This window comes from Paenisporosarcina macmurdoensis, from assembly GCF_042658845.1.
Lineage (GTDB): Bacteria > Bacillota > Bacilli > Bacillales_A > Planococcaceae > Paenisporosarcina > Paenisporosarcina macmurdoensis.
Genome location: NZ_JBHSRI010000002.1, coordinates 335,034 through 352,892 on the forward strand (window position 1 = coordinate 335,034; position 17,859 = coordinate 352,892).

Consider the following 17,859-nt stretch of genomic DNA (forward strand, 5'->3'; position numbering starts at 1 on the left):
ATGCAGTCATCTGACTTAATCAGTTGCTTGCCGATTAAAGAAATTCATGGAACACTTCCAAAGGAAATATTCGATATCGCGGTTGACTCAAGAAGTGTTCAACCCGAAAGTGTTTTTATCTGTATTAAAGGATATACCGTGGATGGGCATGATTACGCAATGCAGGCAATTGAAAATGGAGCAAAAATAATTGTTACAGAAAAATATCTTGATTTAGATTACAGCCGCGTTGCGAGTATCGTTGTTGACGATACGACACGAGCGATCGGGTTAATGGCTTCAAAATTTTATGATTTCCCTTCAAAAGACATGATGATGATTGGAGTCACTGGAACCAACGGTAAAACAAGTGTAAGTGGAATTTTACAAAATATGCTACAAGGTTTACAAGTGAAATCCGCTTTAACAGGTACAATTGGTTTTAATTTAAATGGTGTCCTTTATGATTCTGCAAATACAACAAGTGATGCACTTAGTACTCAATTAATGATTCAGCGGGCAAAAAATGAAGGCTGTAAGTCGATGATTATGGAAGTATCATCTCATGGATTAGTTCTTGGTCGTTTAACAGGGGTTGATTTTGACATGGCCATCTTTACTAATTTGACACATGATCATTTAGATTTTCACGGGACAATGGAACAATATGGACAAGCAAAAGGTTTATTATTTTCCCAACTCGGACAAGACTTACAACGTGCAAAACATGCCATTGTAAATTCAGATGATGAATGGTCGAACCGTTTGAAAGAGATGACCGGCTATCCAGTTTGGACTTACGCCATTCACCAAGACGCACAGTTTCAAGGACGAAATATTCAACTTCAGGCAGATTGCACACAGTTTGAAATGAAGACCCCTGAAGGCGTTTTTCCTGTACGAATGAATTTGTTGGGAGAGTTCAATGTGTATAACGCATTAGCAGCAACAACAGCTTTGTATACACAAGGATACACAGTTCCTCAAATACTAGAACAACTTGAAAAAATTCCTCCAGTAAAAGGAAGAATGGAAAAGTTGAATAGTGATCTACCAATATCCATATTTATTGATTATGCACATACTCCTGATGCTATTGAAAAAGCGATTTCATCCGTATTACCTTACAAAACACAGCGACTTATCTTTTTAGTAGGAACAGGTGGCAATAGAGATCGTTCAAAACGTCCAGCAATGGCACAAAAAGCTTCGGTAGCTGATTATGTGATTTTGACGACGGATGACCCTCGTGATGAGCCATATCCATCAATTCTAAGCGATTTAGAGGTTGGTATGCTTCATAACAACTATGCGTGTATTGGAGACCGAGAAGAAGCTGTAAAGCATGCTATAACAATTGCTGAAGCGGGAGATATCATTATTTTTGCAGGCAAAGGTCACGAAGATTATCAAATCATCGGCCACAAGAAATATCCACATAGTGATGGAGACATTGCTTTAGTGGCTGGTAAATTGAAATTTCAAGATTCACCATCTCGTTCATGAGAAAAGCGTAAAACGCCTTCTAGCTCGACGACGGCGCCGGAATGAAGAAAGGCGAATCGTCTTTCTGACCCCACAAACAGGCCTAGTTGGCGCTTGGAGCTAGACATAACGAATATAAGTTTGAAGGTGTAGCTGTAATAAACTTATACTTTCTATCATAAGAAAAGTGTAGCTAGCAATTATATCTAAACATAACGACATCCATACTGATGAATTTGTACATCTTGATTCGTATCAAAGAACCGATCACAATTGCCGATCGGTTCTTTCGACATTTTGCTCACTTGTAATTTATCCGAAAAATCCATATGATAGTAAAGGAAAAACGAAGGAGAATACCTATTTATGACTACTCAAATTCAAGATCAAATACAAGCAAGACGAACGTTTGCAATCATTTCCCATCCAGATGCTGGTAAAACAACGATGACAGAAAAACTGTTATTTTTTGGTGGTGCCATTCGCGATGCAGGAACGGTGAAAGCGAAAAAAACAGGGAAATTTGCAACATCTGACTGGATGGAAATTGAAAAACAACGTGGAATTTCAGTTACATCTTCCGTAATGCAATTTGATTACGACGATTGTCGTATTAATATTTTAGATACACCAGGTCACCAAGATTTCAGTGAAGATACGTATCGTACTTTAATGGCCGTTGATAGTGCTGTGATGATTGTGGATGCTGCAAAGGGAATAGAAGCTCAAACCATTAAATTATTTAAAGTTTGTCGTTTACGCGGTATTCCAATTTTTACGTTTATTAATAAATTAGACCGCCAAGGGAAAGAGCCTCTTGAATTAATGGAAGAATTAGAAGAAGTATTGGGCATTGAATCATATGCAATGAATTGGCCGATCGGTATGGGGAAAGAGTTTTTAGGGATTTATGATCGCTTTAATAATCGCATAGAGCAATTCCGTAAAGATGGCACTGACCGCTTTTTACCATTAACTGAAGACGGTGGATTAGCAGTTGATCATTCAATGAAAAAAACGTCTTACTACACACAAGCACTAGACGATATTATGTTGTTAAATGAAGCAGGAAATGATTTTGATCAAGAAAAAGTGAAAAATGGTAAAATGACACCTGTATTTTTCGGTAGTGCTTTAACTAATTTCGGCGTTCAAACATTTTTAGAAACCTATTTACAATTTGCGCCTACGCCACAACCGCGTAAAACAGATGCGGATGTAGAAATAAATCCAGTGACAGATGAATTTTCTGGATTTATTTTCAAGATTCAAGCGAATATGAATCCTGCTCATCGTGACCGCATTGCTTTTGTACGTATTGTTTCAGGGAAATTTGAGCGTGGAATGACAGTCACATTATCTCGTACAGGTAAGACATTTAAATTAACGCAATCCACTCAGTTTTTAGCTGATGAACGTGAAACCGTGGAGACTGCTGTCGCAGGAGATATCATTGGTCTACATGACACTGGAAGTTATCAAATTGGTGACACCATTGTTGGTGGAAAGAAAACGTTCAGCTACGAGAAATTGCCACAATTTACTCCAGAATTATTTGTCCGTGTAACAGCCAAGAATGTTATGAAGTCGAAGCATTTCAATAAAGGTATCATGCAATTGGTCCAAGAAGGAGCAATTCAGTATTACAAAACCTTGCATACAGAAGACGTCATATTAGGCGCTGTAGGTCAACTTCAATTCGAAGTGTTCGAACACCGAATGAAAAATGAATACAACGTAGATGTCCGCATGGAACCAATTGGCAACAAAATTGCTCGCTGGATTCAAAATGAAGGCGATGTAAAAGAATCTATGTCAAGTCCACGTAGCATGCTTGTACGTGATCGATATGATCGATATGTTTTCTTGTTTGAAAATGATTTTGCGATGCGTTGGTTCCATGATAAAAATGACAATATTGAATTGTTTAGTTTGTTATAAGAAAAGAGGGGGCTGTCCTAAATGTCATGAAATATGACTATGGGCAGTTCCTTTTTTATATTTTGTCAAGATAATTTCCGTTGCAGGCGGACGCTTTCCGCGGGCGAGGTCGAGCCTCCTCGGTCGCAAAATGCTCCCTGTGGGGTCTCGACTGTCTGGCTTTTCCCGCTGGAGTCGCCGCCTTCCACTTCAATCAACTATAAGTCGTAATGTGCAAAAAAAAGACAATAATAAAAAGGCTTTATGTTCCAACGTTGATTCAGAAAAAACTAATATTTGTCCACTTATTTTATATTAGGGACTTATTAGACAACTCCTTTTCTGTTTTTGTTGACCTGTCAAACTATATTGTAGTTTATAGTGTTAGCATGTCTCAAGTTTCGCAAGACCGAACAAGTTTGAAAAAATATTCGTGTGGGTCTCCGGCTTGGGGCAGCAGGATGTGCGTTTTTAATCTTCGATTCCTTAGCATGTTAAGCGCAAAATGCACTCTTTTGTATGTTTTTAATATCAACAGTATTTTTTAATAGTAAAAATAATTGAAGCAGGAAGAGACCGAAATAGTATCTTCGGTCGAATATCTGCTTAAAGAAACCTTCTAATCTTTAGTAAACCAAAACATTATTACTGTGGATTTGCAGGTTGCAAGAGAGCGAAGGATGCACATCCGCCGCACGATAATTTATAAAAAGAGGATGGGCGCGTGACGTAGTCACAAGCCCATCCTCTTTATTCTCTAAATTATTATGCAGTAGGTAAAGCGTCCATAGCGAACTGAAAACTTGTCTATCCACTGCAACTTGCCTAATGTATCGCATGTACTACCTAGATTGAAAAACACTCTATATCCACGTAATTGCGACATGCGAAGCGCAAATAGCTCATAATATCCATTAGCGTTCTTTACCATAACTTTAAATAAATAAGAAACCTATAATTTGTATCCACGTAGAAATATTGTCAATCTTGTGTCAGTGTAACTTTAAGGACGATTCATGTTTGAAGTAACTGGGCGTAACGCATATGATAGAGAGACAAGTTAGTGCAAGAAAGGAATATATGAAATGAAAATTAGCGATTTTTCTATAAAACGTCCGGTATTTACAATCGTCATCATGTTTTTGGTCATTATTTTAGGAGCCGTATCCTTTTTCAAAATCCCAGTTACCTTAATTCCTGAGCTGAATCCACCAATTGGTGTAGTGGTAACTAGTTATCCTGGGGCAAGCCCGACGGAAGTCAGTGAAAAAGTGACAAAACCGTTGGAAACAAGCTTATCTACTCTACCAGGTATCAAAACGTTGCAATCTTCTTCTAGAGAAGGTGCAAACTTCATTTTATTACAGTTTGATTGGACAACCAACATTGATGATGTGCAGGCGGATATCATGCAACGTATTGATCAAACTCCCGTTCCAGATGAATCACAGAAACCACGATTTATAAAATTCGATCCTGCTCAGTTTCCAGTCATTCAACTTTCACTCCGAGCTCCTGAAAATGGTGGGGATGTTCGAGTAATTGCAGAGCAATTAGAAAAAGAACTTCGTCGCACTGACGGGGTAGCCAGTGTTAATGTTTCTGGTGCATTGGTGGAAGAAGTGCAAATTTTGCTTGATCAACAAAAGCTAGAAGATAAAGGTTTAGCACAATCTGATATTGTGCAACTGATTCAAGCCAATAATGTCTCTTTTCCGGGAGATCCTATTGAAACAGAAGATGGCAAACAATTAACTACTCGAATAGTCAGCACTTTAACAACAATTGAAGATATTCAAAATCTGGTTGTTACAGTTAATCCATTAGATGGTAAAAACGTCCTTGTGGGGGACGTAGCAACCGTCGCATTAACAGAGCAAGAAACATCTATAGAAACACGTGCCAATGAAGAACCTGCTGTATTAATGTCAGTGTTGCAAGAATCTGGTGCAAATACAGCGGATGTATCTACCTCTTTTAAAGAGTCATTAGAAGAACTTTTACAAAAAGACGAATTTAAAGGTGTAGAAGCAGATATTTTGTTTGATCAAGGGGATTATGTGAAATTGGCCATTGGCAACATCGGCTCCTCTTTAATATTTGGTGGTCTTTTCGCCATGTTGGTACTGTTTGTGTTCTTGAGAGGCATAAAGAGCCCTATTATTATAGGTATCGCGATTCCTTATTCGGTCATTGTGACATTTGTTTTAATGTATTTTGCAGATTTTGCTCTTAACATTATGACCTTGGGTGCACTTGCACTTGGAATAGGTATGTTAGTCGATAATGCCATAGTCGTAATAGAAAACATTGAACGTCATCTTGCTATGGGCAAAAACTCTAAAACTGCAGCTTCAGACGGAACGAAAGAAGTGTCTGGTGCCATTATTGCTTCTACCTTAACAACGGTAGCTGTTTTCGTACCTGTTATCTTTATTACAGGATTGATTGGACAGATATTCAAGGAGTTTGCATTAACGATTTCATTTAGTTTAGTCGCTTCGTTGGTAGTGGCATTAACTGTTATTCCAATGCTTGCTAGTCGTATGTTGACTAAACCGAAAGGCGATCCTGATGCGAAAAGACGACGTTCGAAATCATATAATAAATTTGAACGCTCAGTTAAATGGGCACTAGGACATCGTCTAATAGTTATGATAATCACGACCATCATGTTAGGGGCAGGGGCATTTGGTTTATTCCAAGTGGGTACTGAATTTTTACCTGCAACAGATGAAGGATTTGTCAGTGTCAACGTAGAACTTGAAAATGGCTCATCTACAAGTGCAACAAAAGAAGTTGTCAAAGGGATAGAAGAAACATTAAAGAAACAAAAAGATGTAGATGTATACGTTAGCTTAGTGGGAGGTACTCAACAAGGACAGTCACAAGGGTCTTCCGAAACTAATAGAGCAGAAATATATGTAAAACTGGTTCCGTTAGATGATCGTGACCGCTCAGTATTTGAGTTTGTTGATGAAGTACAACCAACAGTTTTGAAACAAGTAGGAGACAAAGCAGAAGTTAGTTTTAACTTACAAACTGCTGCTGGCTCAACACCCAATTCACTGTCATTTACAGTGACGGATACCGATAATCAACGCTTAGAAAAAGCAGTCATTGACATCCGTAAGTCGATAAGTGAGTTGGACTCTGTTACTGAAATTTCAAATGACTTAGAAGATACAATTGATGAAATTCAAATGACTGTTAACAAAGCAGCAGCAACTGAATATGGTCTTGCACCTGCTCAGATTGCACAAACGGTAAATAGTGTGACACGAGGGGCTTTTGCAACTCAGATTATTTCTGAAAATGATGATGTCTACGGTGTCTATGTAAAATACGACGAAAAGGATCGTAGTAGTATCGAGCAATTAAAAAAGTTAAAGCTACGAACACCTTCAGGTCAATTTGTTGAACTACAAGAAATAGCTACTATTGATATTGCTCAAGGACCAGTTTCTATTCGTAGAGTTGATCAAGCGAGCTCAGTTAATTTTACAATTAAATATGCATCTAACAATTCCCTTGGTGAAATGTCAGATCAAGTAGACGAAGCCATTGAAAAACTAGAGTTGCCAGAAGAAGTTGACATTACTTTTGGTGGAGATCGAGAGTTATTTGAGAGTGCAATTAATGATATGTTACTTGCAGTTTTACTTGCAGTAGTACTGGTCTATATTGTAATGGCAGCTCAGTTCGAATCGTTTAAATATCCGTTTGTCATTATGTTCTCAGTTCCATTAATGATTATTGGCGTTGCTCTAGGCTTATTTGTCACTCAAACACCTATTAGTATCACAGCAGTCATTGGTTTATTAGTTCTCGTCGGTATCGTCGTAAATAATGGAATTATGCTAGTTGATTTTATAAATCAGCGCAAAAAAGAAGGGTATTCTTCTTATGAAGCGATAGTTTCTTCCGCTCGAGATCGCGTACGACCTATATTAATGACGGCATTAACTACAATTCTAGGGTTACTACCCTTAGCTGTTGGTATTGGTCAAGGAACAGAAATTAATCAACCAATGGGTATTGTTGTTATTGGTGGACTAATTAGTTCAACGTTATTAACTCTTTATGTAATTCCGGTTATTTATAGCTTATTTGACCGTGAAACACGACGAAGTTCATAACGATTAATTTCGAAAAAATGGTACGTCTATTCTTAATCAAGAATAGACGTTGTTTTTTCATTCGTATTTTTGTATTATTCAATAAACAAGAGTTTGGAGGCGCCTCATGCACATTCCTTTTATTACAGGATTTCCAGGATTCATATCTAGACAAATAATAGTCGAATTAATTCAACAGAAAAAAGTTGAGACGATTTATGCTGTGGTTCTACCTTCACAAATGAAGATAGCTAAAGAAGTAGCGGGGGAACTAGTAAAGGGTTCACAGAACGTTAATATTCATATAGTAGAAGGGGATATCACTTTACCTTCTATGGGCATGTCAGAAGAAAGTTTACAAGAAGTTCGTGAACAAGTGACCATTGTTTGGCATTTAGCAGCATTGTATGATTTAGCTGTACCTAGAGAAGCGGCGTGGAAAGTCAATGTACATGGCACGCAAATGGTTAATGATTTTGTTCAAACTCTGCCAAAAATTTCGAGGTATATGTACTTCAGTACGGCATACGTAGCAGGTACACGTGAAGGTGTTTTGCGTGAAGATGAACTAATTCGCCCAAATGCGTTTAAAAATTATTATGAAGAGACTAAGTTTGAAGCTGAGCTACTTGTTGAAAAGATTAAAGCTACCGTTCCAACAACGATTATTCGCCCAGGAATTGTTCGAGGACATTCGGTGACAGGAGAAACAATTAAGTTTGATGGTCCTTATTTCTTTATTAATATGATTGATAATTTAAGTAAACTTCCAGTCATTCCATATGTAGGAAAGTCAAATGCGTTTATTAATGTCGTGCCTATTGATTTTATTATTAAAGCAGTTGTTTATTGTAGTGAGAATGAACGAGCATCTGGCAAAACTCTTCATTTAACCGATCCGAATTCTCATCCGGTTGAAGAAGTGTATCGTCATATGGTTTGGGAAATAACAGGTAAATTACCAAAAGGACGCTTTCCTCTGTCTCTTGCAAAAAAAGGGCTTCAATTAAAGTTTGTAAGAAAGACATTAGGTGTGGAAAAAGAAACGTTGGATTATTTAACTTGGGCAGCCCAGTTTGATACAACAGCGACTGATGAAGTGTTGAAAGATAGCGATATTGTATGTGCTGATTTTATTGATTCTTTGCCTACAATGATTGCATTTTATCAATTGCACAAAAAAGAAGATCACTATCATATTCAGATTAAGTAGTCCTGTGTTTACCAAATTTACGGATTATGATATGATTAGGATACATGAAAACTTAATAGACTTTTGACTGTTGTCAAAGGGGAGTAGCTATAGGGGAACCTATTTCATAGTCGTCATTACGTGGGGAAACCCATCGGTTATGATAGCCATTTTACAATGTGCTTAGCAAGACCTTTGCCTTTTATTAGGCATAGGTCTTTTTTGTTTTCAAAAATAAGGTAGTTCAAAAAGTCCGCAAAAAATAGCTGTCGTGTATCTTCGTTGTTTTGCTTTTCGCGCTCATGTATAAAATGATGCGGTCCGGTAATAAAGGGGCGTCGCCTCATACCGAAAACAAAGGTCACTCAGCCAAGGCACTATAAATGGTATCATCTGAGTACCTTTAATGAGCTCTTATTATGCTGCTTTTTGAACATTCATTTAAAGGAGATTAACATGGATATTTTTACAGGGGAATTTTTTATCGCTTTATTATCAATTATTATGATTGATTTAGTACTAGCGGGAGACAATGCAATTGTTATTGGGATGTCTGCGAAGAACTTACCAGAACATCACCGAAAGAAAGCCATTATTTGGGGGACTGTAGGGGCTGTTGTTGTTAGAATACTTGCCACTCTAGCGATTGTTTGGTTATTGAAAATTCCAGGTTTACAACTTGTAGGTGGAATCATTCTTATTGGTATAGCTTACAAATTATTAATTGATGAAAGTGATTTAGGCGATCACAAAGCCTCAACAAATTTATGGTCAGCAATTGGGACTATCATTGTGGCAGATACGATTATGGGATTAGACAACGTACTGGCTGTTGCAGGCGCAGCTCATGGTAGTTTCTTATTAGTCGTATTGGGCTTAATTATTAGTGTTCCAATTATGGTATGGGGTAGTACACTATTTGTTAAATTAATCGACAAATATCCAATCATTATATATATTGGTTCTGGTGTATTAGCCTTTACAGCTGCTAGAATGATTACACATGAAGGCTTTTTAAAAGATTACTTTGATGCTAATCCTATTATTGCTTGGACAATGATCATTGTAGTGACAGTTGGGGTTATTCTTGCAGGTAAATATAAAAATAGAAAACTACTAGTAATGGCAGATGAAGTCGAGCAAGAACATGAAAAAGAACAAGAAAAAGAGAAAGAATAACTTTCTTATGCATAGAGAATTTAAAACTACTTAAAATCATTTATGATTTTAAGTAGTTTTTTTTATATACCCCCTAAAGAAGTATCTACTAATCGAATAGTTAGAAGAACGAGAAAACGTTGAAAAATGAAAAAGGTGCAGCACATTGAAAATGGTCAAAAAATTAAGTGCAGCAGTATTAGCAACAGGATTATTGGCTTCAACTTCAATCCAAGTGCTTGCAAATGAAACTGAAAAGTGGACTCAACAAACTTTGAAACGGTAAATCTACAAGATGCACTAAACAACGTAAAAAATGAAATAACTTCAATAGAAGACTTGCAATTGATTTCTCCAAAAATAAAAGAAACAGAAGCTAATGAAACTAAAAAAGTAGCAAAACACGTCACTAAGGACTTTAAAAAAGCGGAAAGAAATGCAGAAAAAGCCGCTAAGTTACTAGAAAAGCAAGAGAGAAATGCAGCACAACAAGCTAAAAAAGAAGAACATAAAGAAAACAATAGTAACAAAAAAGAAGAAAAAGATAAGAAATAAAGCGACAAAATGTTAAGGAAATGATATATAAAATGACTTTTAATTTATACTAGAACCCGTTACAATCGATAGGACTTAACTATTGTGCGAAAATGGGGTGAGCTTGTGATACTAGCATCAATTCAAGGACTATTCTTAAAAAAACAAACAAAACATAATGTTGAGGCCCTTGTAATCCAAGCGAAAAATGGGGACAAGGAAGTTCAACATGAACTTCTTTCTTCCTATACTCCATTTATGAAAAAAACAGCATCATTTGTATGCAAACGCTATATTAGCGAACAAGATGATGAATATAGTATTGCGATGTTCGCTTTTAATGATGCAATTGAGCATTTTGAATTAGACAAAAACGCCTCTTTTTTAACCTTTGCACATCTGCTGATTCGGCGTAAACTGATCGACTTTATTCGTAAAGAATCTAGACGAAAAGAAATTAGTTTAGGTCAAATTACGTTTGAACATGAAGACCATAAAGATCAATTTGATATCTTAGAGTCTTCACATTCATTTGAACAATTTACAGCGAAGCAGCAGGCCGAGGAGAGAAGGCATCAAATAGCCATCTATGAATCATTGCTAAAACCGTATGGATTAAGTTTTCAAGAACTTATCAACGTATCTCCATCACATAAAGATGCTCGTCAAACAGCCATACAAATTGCTCAATTAATTGTAGAAACAGATGAGTTTTACGAAGTGTTGCAATCGAAGAAAAGGTTACCTATGAAAGAGCTTGAAGAATTAGTAAATGTATCACGTAAAACAATTGAACGTCATCGCAAATATATTATAGCTATTGTTATTTTGCTGAAAAGTGATTTGCATTATATTAAAGATTACTTGAAAGGGAGGATGTCATAATGAATACGAATAAAGGGATTGTCTTTGAGACAACATCTGCATATAGCATTTTCTTAACATCAGATGGACTTTTTGAAAAAGGCATTCCACTTTCATCCTCTATTCAAATTGGAGAAGAAGTATCTTTTCGACCCTATCAAACCGTGAAGCAACAACAAAGAAAAGCATCAGTAAGAACTCTATGGGCAACGCCAACTCTAGCCATTGTTGCAGCTTTAGTTCTGTTATTTGCTGTATTATTGCCTGCCCAATCAAATGTTTCTGCATATGTTCAACTTGATATTAATCCTAGTATTGAACTTGGAATTAACAATGCTGGAGATGTGTATGTATTTAAAGGGTTGAATGACGATGGCACAGCAATTAAACGAGATATTTCATTCTGGAAAGGTAAGTCATTGTCTTGGGTTTTACTTCAAATTGTTGATCGAACAGAATCGCTTATTGAGAAAACAGAAACAATTGAGATAACCACTATCTATCAAAATGAAGCGGACCATGGATCTTTAGAAAAAGTAATTGAAACGGCAGTTATTACTTCGACAAGTCAAGTTATGCAAAAAAAGCAAGCTATTAAAGTGATTGAAGCAACAGTATCAGACTGGAAAGCTGCTAACAATGAAGGCATTTCTGTACAAAAGTACCAGGAAAAACTCAAAGTGAAGAATAAGAATTTACAACAAAAAGTAAAAGACAAAGTGAAAGCTAAAACACAAAAGAATGAAACGAAGAAGAACCAAAACAAATCAAACGTAATTGAAAAAGACTTGCAAGAGAAAAAAGAACTTAAAAATGAGGTTAAACAGCCTCGTAATGAATCTATAAAGAATGACCAACCAAAGAATACGGATATACAAGAAAAGCAAAAAGTGAACCAAAATATTCACAAAAAAGAACAACCAAAAGTAAAATCAAAAGAACAACCAAAAGTAAATCATCATAACAATAAAATAGTACAAGCAAAAGAAAACCCTAAAGTGACACAACAAAAAAATCTAAAAAACATAGCAACTGATAACAAAGGTACCAATCAAAAGATTGTAAAAAAAGATCAAAAGGTCAATGGACATGAGAAAAAAATCACTAAGCAAAATAAAGTGAAGAAGGAAATAAAAAAAGAAAAAGTAATACCTGAAAATAGTAGCAAGACCATGAACAAAGACCGCGAAAAAGGCAATGCAAAACATAAAGATTAAGAATATATTCAAAAAGTGCTTCTCACTAGAGAAGCACTTTTTTATGGAAAAAATAGACTACCTCTTTCTTTTTCTTCAAATGTTTCTTAGAATAGGAACATGACCTTACTGTCTTTGAAAGGACTTGTGCTTTTTTATGAATCCAATTATTCGTCGTATTCGAAATTTAACTCCTGCTCAAGCAATTGTTTCTTATTATTTTTTAGCAATTGGGATTTCAGTGGGGTTATTAAATTTACCTGGTGTACATCAGCAAGGAGTGAACGTATCATTTATTGATAGTTTATTTACCACGGTTAGTGCGGTGAGTGTTACAGGTTTAACCGTCTTAAACATTGCAGAGACCTATACAACTTTTGGTATTGTCATGCTAATGGTTATTCTCCAGCTGGGGGGAATCGGGATCATGTCACTCGGTACTTTCATTTGGTTAATTGTAGGCAAGAAAATTGGCTTACGTGAACGTCAATTAATCATGATGGATCATAATCAGCATTCATTATCTGGAGTCGTTAACTTAATTATTGAAATCATAAAGATACTTTTACTTATTGAGATAATTGGTGCTCTAATTTTGACGTTATACTTTACCCAATTTTACGACACATTTACCGAAGCTTTTTTACAAGGACTGTTTGCTGCTGTATCTGCAACAACGAACGGCGGCTTTGATATTACGGGTGAATCGATGATTCCATATCATAATGATTACTTTGTTCAAATAATTAATATGATCTTAATTATTTTAGGCGCAATCGGTTTTCCTGTCTTAATAGAACTTAAAGCTTTTTTATCGAATAATAACAAAAACTTTAGGTTTTCACTTTTCACAAAAATAACTACATCCACTTTCGGATTATTGCTTTTAGTCGGTACTGTAGTTATTTTAGCCTTAGAAATGTTTAATTCGTTTAAAGGAATGTCCTGGCATGAAGCATTATTCTCAGCGATGTTTCATTCCGTATCTTCTCGTTCGGGTGGGCTTGTAACCGTTGATATTACCCAATTTGCTGATGGGACAAATATTTTTATGAGCGCACTGATGTTTATAGGAGCCTCACCAAGTTCAGTAGGTGGAGGAATTCGGACCACAACTTTTGCCATCGCTATTCTATTTTTAATTAACTTTGCACGTGGTAAAAATGAAATACAAATCTTCAATCGAGAAATTCAATTGATAGATGTATTCCGATCATATGCTGTTATTATTTTAGCTTTATTTATGGTGTTATTTGCCACAATCGCCTTATCCATTTCAGAACCGAATTTATCGATGATAGCCATTGTTTTCGAGATAACTTCTGCCTTCGGTACGTGTGGAATGTCTTTAGGTATTACGGATGAATTATCTAATTTTGGAAAATCACTCATTATGATATTGATGTTTGTTGGACGTGTTGGATTAATTTCATTCCTCTTCACAATCGGAGGTCGAACGACAAAGACCAAGTTCCACTATCCGAAAGAACGAGTTATCATTGGTTAAAAAAAAGAGCAGGTCCTGAAAAAATCAGGATACCTGCTCTTTTGTGATGAATGAGAATTGAGGTGCTTGTCCAGGTTTGAAGTAAGTTAGTAAGTAACCGTCCTTAGACACCACTTGCTGCTGTGTCAGCTTAGCTAGATCAAGTGTGAAAGGTACAAGTAAGGTTTGCTTATATACTTCGCGTTCATGGAGCTGAAGGTCAGCAAATGATGTTCCAGCAATAGTTGGGTTTTCAATGATTTTTCGATAAATGACGGATTGCGCTTCTTTTTCCATTTCTTTTTCCCACCAAGGTTTACGTGGTTGGAATTGGTGATGCGCAAGATAGTCAAATTTCATCAAACTTCGCACGATCGTCATGTCTGCGCGACCATCTTGTATTAAAAACTCTTCAAGTCGTTTAAATAAATCTTCCAGTTGATGACCGATTCGTGACCAGCCTTTCAACTCCCAATAAGTGCCGAAATCTTGGAAGAAATCGAACGGTGTTTCAAACGTCTCGCTTACTAAATAGCCAACTGTATGATCAAGTCTATGGTCATTCCAGTACTTTTCCAGAACATCTTCCGCTTGTTTTATACGTAGCATGTCGTCAAAGGTTAGTACATTATTTGCAAATATCTCATAAGGGGCTTGATCAACGTATACATAGCCATATTCTTCAGCTTGTACACGGAGACCTGTTCCTCGTAGGAGTTTTAAGAAGCCCAATTGTAACTCTTCAGGACCCATCGCGAAGACATCATTAAACGTCTGTTTAAAGGAAGCGTAATCTTCTTCTGGCAATCCGGCAATTAAGTCTAAATGTTGAGCAATTTTTCCGCCTTCTTTTACCATCGTCACAGTTCGTGTTAATTTTTCAAAGTTTTGCTTTCTTTTAACGAGCTCATTCGTCAACTCATTGGTTGATTGAACCCCAATTTCAAAACGGAATAACCCAGCTGGAGCGTTGTCATTCAAAAATTGAATAACTTCAGGTCTCATGATATCTGCTGTAATTTCAAACTGGAAGACCACACCAGGTCGATGTTCGTCTATTAGGAATTGAAACATTTCCATTGCGTAGCTACGACTAATATTGAACGTCCGATCGACAAATTTTATGATTTTGGCATCGTGATCCATCAAGTAGCGAATATCTTCTTTGACCTTTTCACGATTGAAATAACGAACACCGACTTCTATTGAAGATAAACAAAATTGGCATGAGAAAGGACAGCCTCTACTCGTTTCGATATAAGTTATTCTCTTAGACAAGTGAGGAATATCTTCTTCAAAACGAAAAGGTGATGGCATTTCACGCAAGTCGATTTTGGGACCTTGTGGATGAAGGATAAATTTGTCGTCCTGCATATAACAAATTCCTGGAACTTCTTTAAGAGGAAGATTCCCATCCAAATAATGTAGTAATTGCTTAAATGATATTTCACCTTCACCCATTACAATATAATCAATTTCTTCAATTCGTCTTAACCAGTAATTGGAGTCATAAGAAACTTCAGGTCCTCCAAGAACAATAATTGTTTCTGGACTGACTTTTTTTAGCAATCTTACGACTTTTATTGTTTCTTCAATATTCCAGATGTAACAACTGAAACCGACAACATTTGGTTTTTTTAAGTAAATATCAGAAACGATATTGAAAGAAGGATCCTTTATCGTGTATTCAGTAATGGTTGGATTAAATTCAGGTTGAACACTTGCTTTTAGGCATCTGAGTGCCAAGTTTGTATGAATATATTTTGCATTTAGTGTTGCTAATACGATGTTCATTAAGCATTCTCCTTTTATACATCAATCTATTTTAACAAGGAATAGCGTTTCAAACAATATGAGTCTAAATATCTATATTAATTGTTTGCGGATTGTGAAATAATCTGAATAATTGTATATTTTACCCATTGATAATAAAAAGTTTGTTCATGGCATATAATGTCTGAAAAGAGCGGGGAAGGTTGGGTGAGCGACTTGTTTGGACATAAAATAACGGAGATATTCGATTTTTTATTTTGGGATGACGAAGATTCAGTTATTATTTTTGAGAGCGGAAAAGAAATTATTAAAATGAATCCAATGGCAAGAGAACTTTTTTTGGATCATGAAATTAATGGCCTGACAAAAAAAATGGACAAGTTATCTAAAGAAATTTGGAATAATTTCTTAGTAGACACGACAATCTCAAATCTTGCAACATGTCAAATCACCTTAACAGATCCGCATGAATGTAACATGCTTTTCGATATTGAAGGTTGTTACAATCATTCCACTTTCCAATATATTATTCGTTTTAAACAAGTTCAAGAGAAAGTTACTATAAGTAGTAAAAGTTTAGATGGATTGCGAATGTATGAATCCCTATTTAAATTTGCTCCGCATGGCCTAGTCCTAACGACTATTGATGGGACAATTATTAAAGCTAATCGAATGGTCGAGACTTTATTTGATATGTCTGCAGATGAATTAATTGGGAAGAATTCTAATTTAATCTATCAATTGTTACCCGACTCTCAATATGATTTTAGTCAGTTCTTTAAAGAAGTCCTATCAAAAGGGTCAGCAAAAATGATTTCTTCTAAAGGAGATAGTACTGGGGACGTGAAGTTTTATCAATTCAATTCCATATATAATAAAACCATTGATATGTACGTTACAGTAATTCGGGATGAAACTGAAAAGATACAATTAAAAAAGCAAGTCGAACATAATGGCTCACTTTCGACTCTCGGACAATTAACTGCTAGTATTGCCCATGAAATACGTAATCCGATGACTTCTTTAAAAGGATTTACTCAATTACTCACTCACCAAGTAACTGAAGAAGGTAACCAATATCTTGAGATTATTAGTAGTGAGCTGAATCGTATGGAATCCATCCTCAATGAATTTTTAGTGCTATCCAAACCATCAGAACGATCTTTTCGATTTATTTCTTTATCATCATTAATCACCCAAGTTGTTGAATTCATGTATCCACAAGGAATCATCCAAAATATTGAACTAGAATTTGTTTCATATGACAAAGAATCAGACAGTGTTTTAGGAGATGCTTATGAATTAAAAAAAGTGTTTATGAATATTTTTAAAAATGCAATAGAAGTGATGCCTAACGGAGGAAAAGTAACAATCACTCAAACTCTGATTGATGACAAACAAGTACGTGTTTCTGTCTCAGATCAGGGAGGAGGGATGACTTCAGACCAAATGCATAAGATCTTTCTGCCGTTTTATACGTCAAAAGAATTTGGCACTGGTTTAGGTCTTGCACATGCAGTTCAAACGATAGAAGGTCACGGAGGTAGTATAGAAGTTGAAAGTGAACTTAGTCAGGGAACCACTTTCCATCTATTCCTTCCAATCTATCATTTAGATGCCATGAAGGAGAAAACAATTCATGATCAAAGCCATACAAAGCCCTATAGGGAAGTTATACCTTCAAATTGAAGAAGGAAATTTAAAGTCAATCAATTTTTCAGAACCAGAAATGAAAATGGATTTAGTAGAAGGTGAGCTTGATAATAAAGTATATCAAGTGGCAAAGAAGCAGCTAAATGAATATTTTAATGGGGACCGCATGACATTTGATTTGCCACTATCTGCAAAAGGTACTTCTTTCCAGACTTCAGTTTGGGAACAGTTGCCTCTAATAACATATGGGGAAACCATCAATTATCAAGAGCTAGCAATTCGAATAGGCAATCAAAATGCATGTCGTGCAGTGGGACAAGCAAACAGGAAAAACCCTTTACCAATTGTCATACCTTGTCATCGAGTCATAGGAAAAGATAAATCATTAAAAGGATATGCAGGTTCACTTACACCCATAAAAAAATTCTTGCTTGAATTAGAGCAAAAACACGTAAAGTCGTAAATGACGATTTAAAAAGGACCCGAATTTCGCTTTAGATC

Annotated in this window: 12 protein-coding genes; 11 read left to right on the top strand and 1 reads right to left on the bottom strand. The window is 36.0% G+C overall.

All coding sequences use genetic code 11. The features are described 5' to 3' along the window. From ACFPYN_RS01545 to ACFPYN_RS01585, 9 genes are all read left to right on the top strand, one after another. Nucleotides 1-1,485, top strand: coding sequence for a UDP-N-acetylmuramoyl-L-alanyl-D-glutamate--2,6-diaminopimelate ligase (locus ACFPYN_RS01545; RefSeq protein ID WP_377732126.1), 1,485 nt, complete (start codon nucleotides 1-3; stop codon nucleotides 1,483-1,485). A 345-nt stretch (nucleotides 1,486-1,830) separates the two neighbouring features. Continuing rightward, nucleotides 1,831-3,405: a peptide chain release factor 3 gene (locus ACFPYN_RS01550; protein WP_377732127.1), complete on the top strand. Its 1,575-nt coding sequence runs from the start codon at nucleotides 1,831-1,833 to the stop codon at nucleotides 3,403-3,405. A 1,064-nt stretch (nucleotides 3,406-4,469) separates the two neighbouring features. Continuing rightward, nucleotides 4,470-7,523, top strand: coding sequence for an efflux RND transporter permease subunit (locus tag ACFPYN_RS01555; RefSeq protein ID WP_377732128.1), 3,054 nt, complete (start codon nucleotides 4,470-4,472; stop codon nucleotides 7,521-7,523). Between the two features lie 106 nt (nucleotides 7,524-7,629). Further along, a complete protein-coding gene (locus ACFPYN_RS01560; RefSeq protein WP_377732129.1) occupies nucleotides 7,630-8,715 on the top strand; it encodes an SDR family oxidoreductase in 1,086 nt (361 codons plus the stop codon). A gap of 435 nt (nucleotides 8,716-9,150) precedes the next feature. Next, nucleotides 9,151-9,873, top strand: a complete 723-nt coding sequence (locus tag ACFPYN_RS01565) for a TerC family protein (protein WP_377732131.1) — start codon at nucleotides 9,151-9,153, stop codon at nucleotides 9,871-9,873. A 237-nt stretch (nucleotides 9,874-10,110) separates the two neighbouring features. Further along, entirely contained in the window at nucleotides 10,111-10,407 is a 297-nt protein-coding gene (locus ACFPYN_RS01570; RefSeq protein WP_377732132.1) for a hypothetical protein, read from the top strand. A gap of 105 nt (nucleotides 10,408-10,512) precedes the next feature. After that, nucleotides 10,513-11,271, top strand: coding sequence for an RNA polymerase sigma-I factor (gene sigI, locus ACFPYN_RS01575; protein ID WP_377732133.1), 759 nt, complete (start codon nucleotides 10,513-10,515; stop codon nucleotides 11,269-11,271). Next, nucleotides 11,271-12,467: an anti-sigma-I factor RsgI family protein gene (locus ACFPYN_RS01580; protein WP_377732134.1), complete on the top strand. Its 1,197-nt coding sequence runs from the start codon at nucleotides 11,271-11,273 to the stop codon at nucleotides 12,465-12,467. The genes sigI and ACFPYN_RS01580 overlap by 1 nt, the downstream gene beginning before the upstream one ends. A gap of 136 nt (nucleotides 12,468-12,603) precedes the next feature. After that, nucleotides 12,604-13,953 (top strand): TrkH family potassium uptake protein, encoded by a 1,350-nt coding sequence (locus ACFPYN_RS01585; protein WP_377732135.1) that lies wholly within the window; start codon nucleotides 12,604-12,606, stop codon nucleotides 13,951-13,953. Between the two features lie 24 nt (nucleotides 13,954-13,977). On the opposite strand, the gene ACFPYN_RS01590 is transcribed toward ACFPYN_RS01585, so the two are convergent. After that, nucleotides 13,978-15,726, bottom strand: coding sequence for a B12-binding domain-containing radical SAM protein (locus ACFPYN_RS01590; protein ID WP_377732136.1), 1,749 nt, complete (start codon nucleotides 15,724-15,726; stop codon nucleotides 13,978-13,980). Nucleotides 15,727-15,912: 186 nt separating this feature from the next. On the opposite strand from ACFPYN_RS01590, the gene ACFPYN_RS01595 reads away from it, so the two are divergent. Both ACFPYN_RS01595 and ACFPYN_RS01600 read left to right on the top strand, forming a co-directional pair. Next, the gene (locus tag ACFPYN_RS01595; RefSeq protein ID WP_377732137.1) at nucleotides 15,913-17,394 is read left to right on the top strand and encodes an ATP-binding protein; all 1,482 of its coding nucleotides are present in this window, start codon (nucleotides 15,913-15,915) and stop codon (nucleotides 17,392-17,394) included. After that, nucleotides 17,345-17,821 (top strand): methylated-DNA--[protein]-cysteine S-methyltransferase, encoded by a 477-nt coding sequence (locus ACFPYN_RS01600; protein ID WP_377732138.1) that lies wholly within the window; start codon nucleotides 17,345-17,347, stop codon nucleotides 17,819-17,821. The genes ACFPYN_RS01595 and ACFPYN_RS01600 overlap by 50 nt, the downstream gene beginning before the upstream one ends. The last annotated feature ends 38 nt before the right edge of the window (nucleotides 17,822-17,859 follow it).

Bases quoted from the DNA above. Each gene is read 5' to 3' on its own strand.
- ACFPYN_RS01565 (WP_377732131.1), top strand. From the start codon at position 9,151: ATGGATATTTTTACAGGGGAATTTTTTATCGCTTTATTATCAATTATT.
- ACFPYN_RS01580 (WP_377732134.1), top strand. From the start codon at position 11,271: ATGAATACGAATAAAGGGATTGTCTTTGAGACAACATCTGCATATAGC.
- ACFPYN_RS01545 (WP_377732126.1), top strand. From the start codon at position 1: ATGCAGTCATCTGACTTAATCAGTTGCTTGCCGATTAAAGAAATTCAT.
- ACFPYN_RS01600 (WP_377732138.1), top strand. From the start codon at position 17,345: ATGATCAAAGCCATACAAAGCCCTATAGGGAAGTTATACCTTCAAATT.
- ACFPYN_RS01560 (WP_377732129.1), top strand. From the start codon at position 7,630: ATGCACATTCCTTTTATTACAGGATTTCCAGGATTCATATCTAGACAA.
- ACFPYN_RS01550 (WP_377732127.1), top strand. From the start codon at position 1,831: ATGACTACTCAAATTCAAGATCAAATACAAGCAAGACGAACGTTTGCA.
- ACFPYN_RS01585 (WP_377732135.1), top strand. From the start codon at position 12,604: ATGAATCCAATTATTCGTCGTATTCGAAATTTAACTCCTGCTCAAGCA.
- ACFPYN_RS01590 (WP_377732136.1), bottom strand. From the start codon at position 15,726: ATGAACATCGTATTAGCAACACTAAATGCAAAATATATTCATACAAAC.
- ACFPYN_RS01555 (WP_377732128.1), top strand. From the start codon at position 4,470: ATGAAAATTAGCGATTTTTCTATAAAACGTCCGGTATTTACAATCGTC.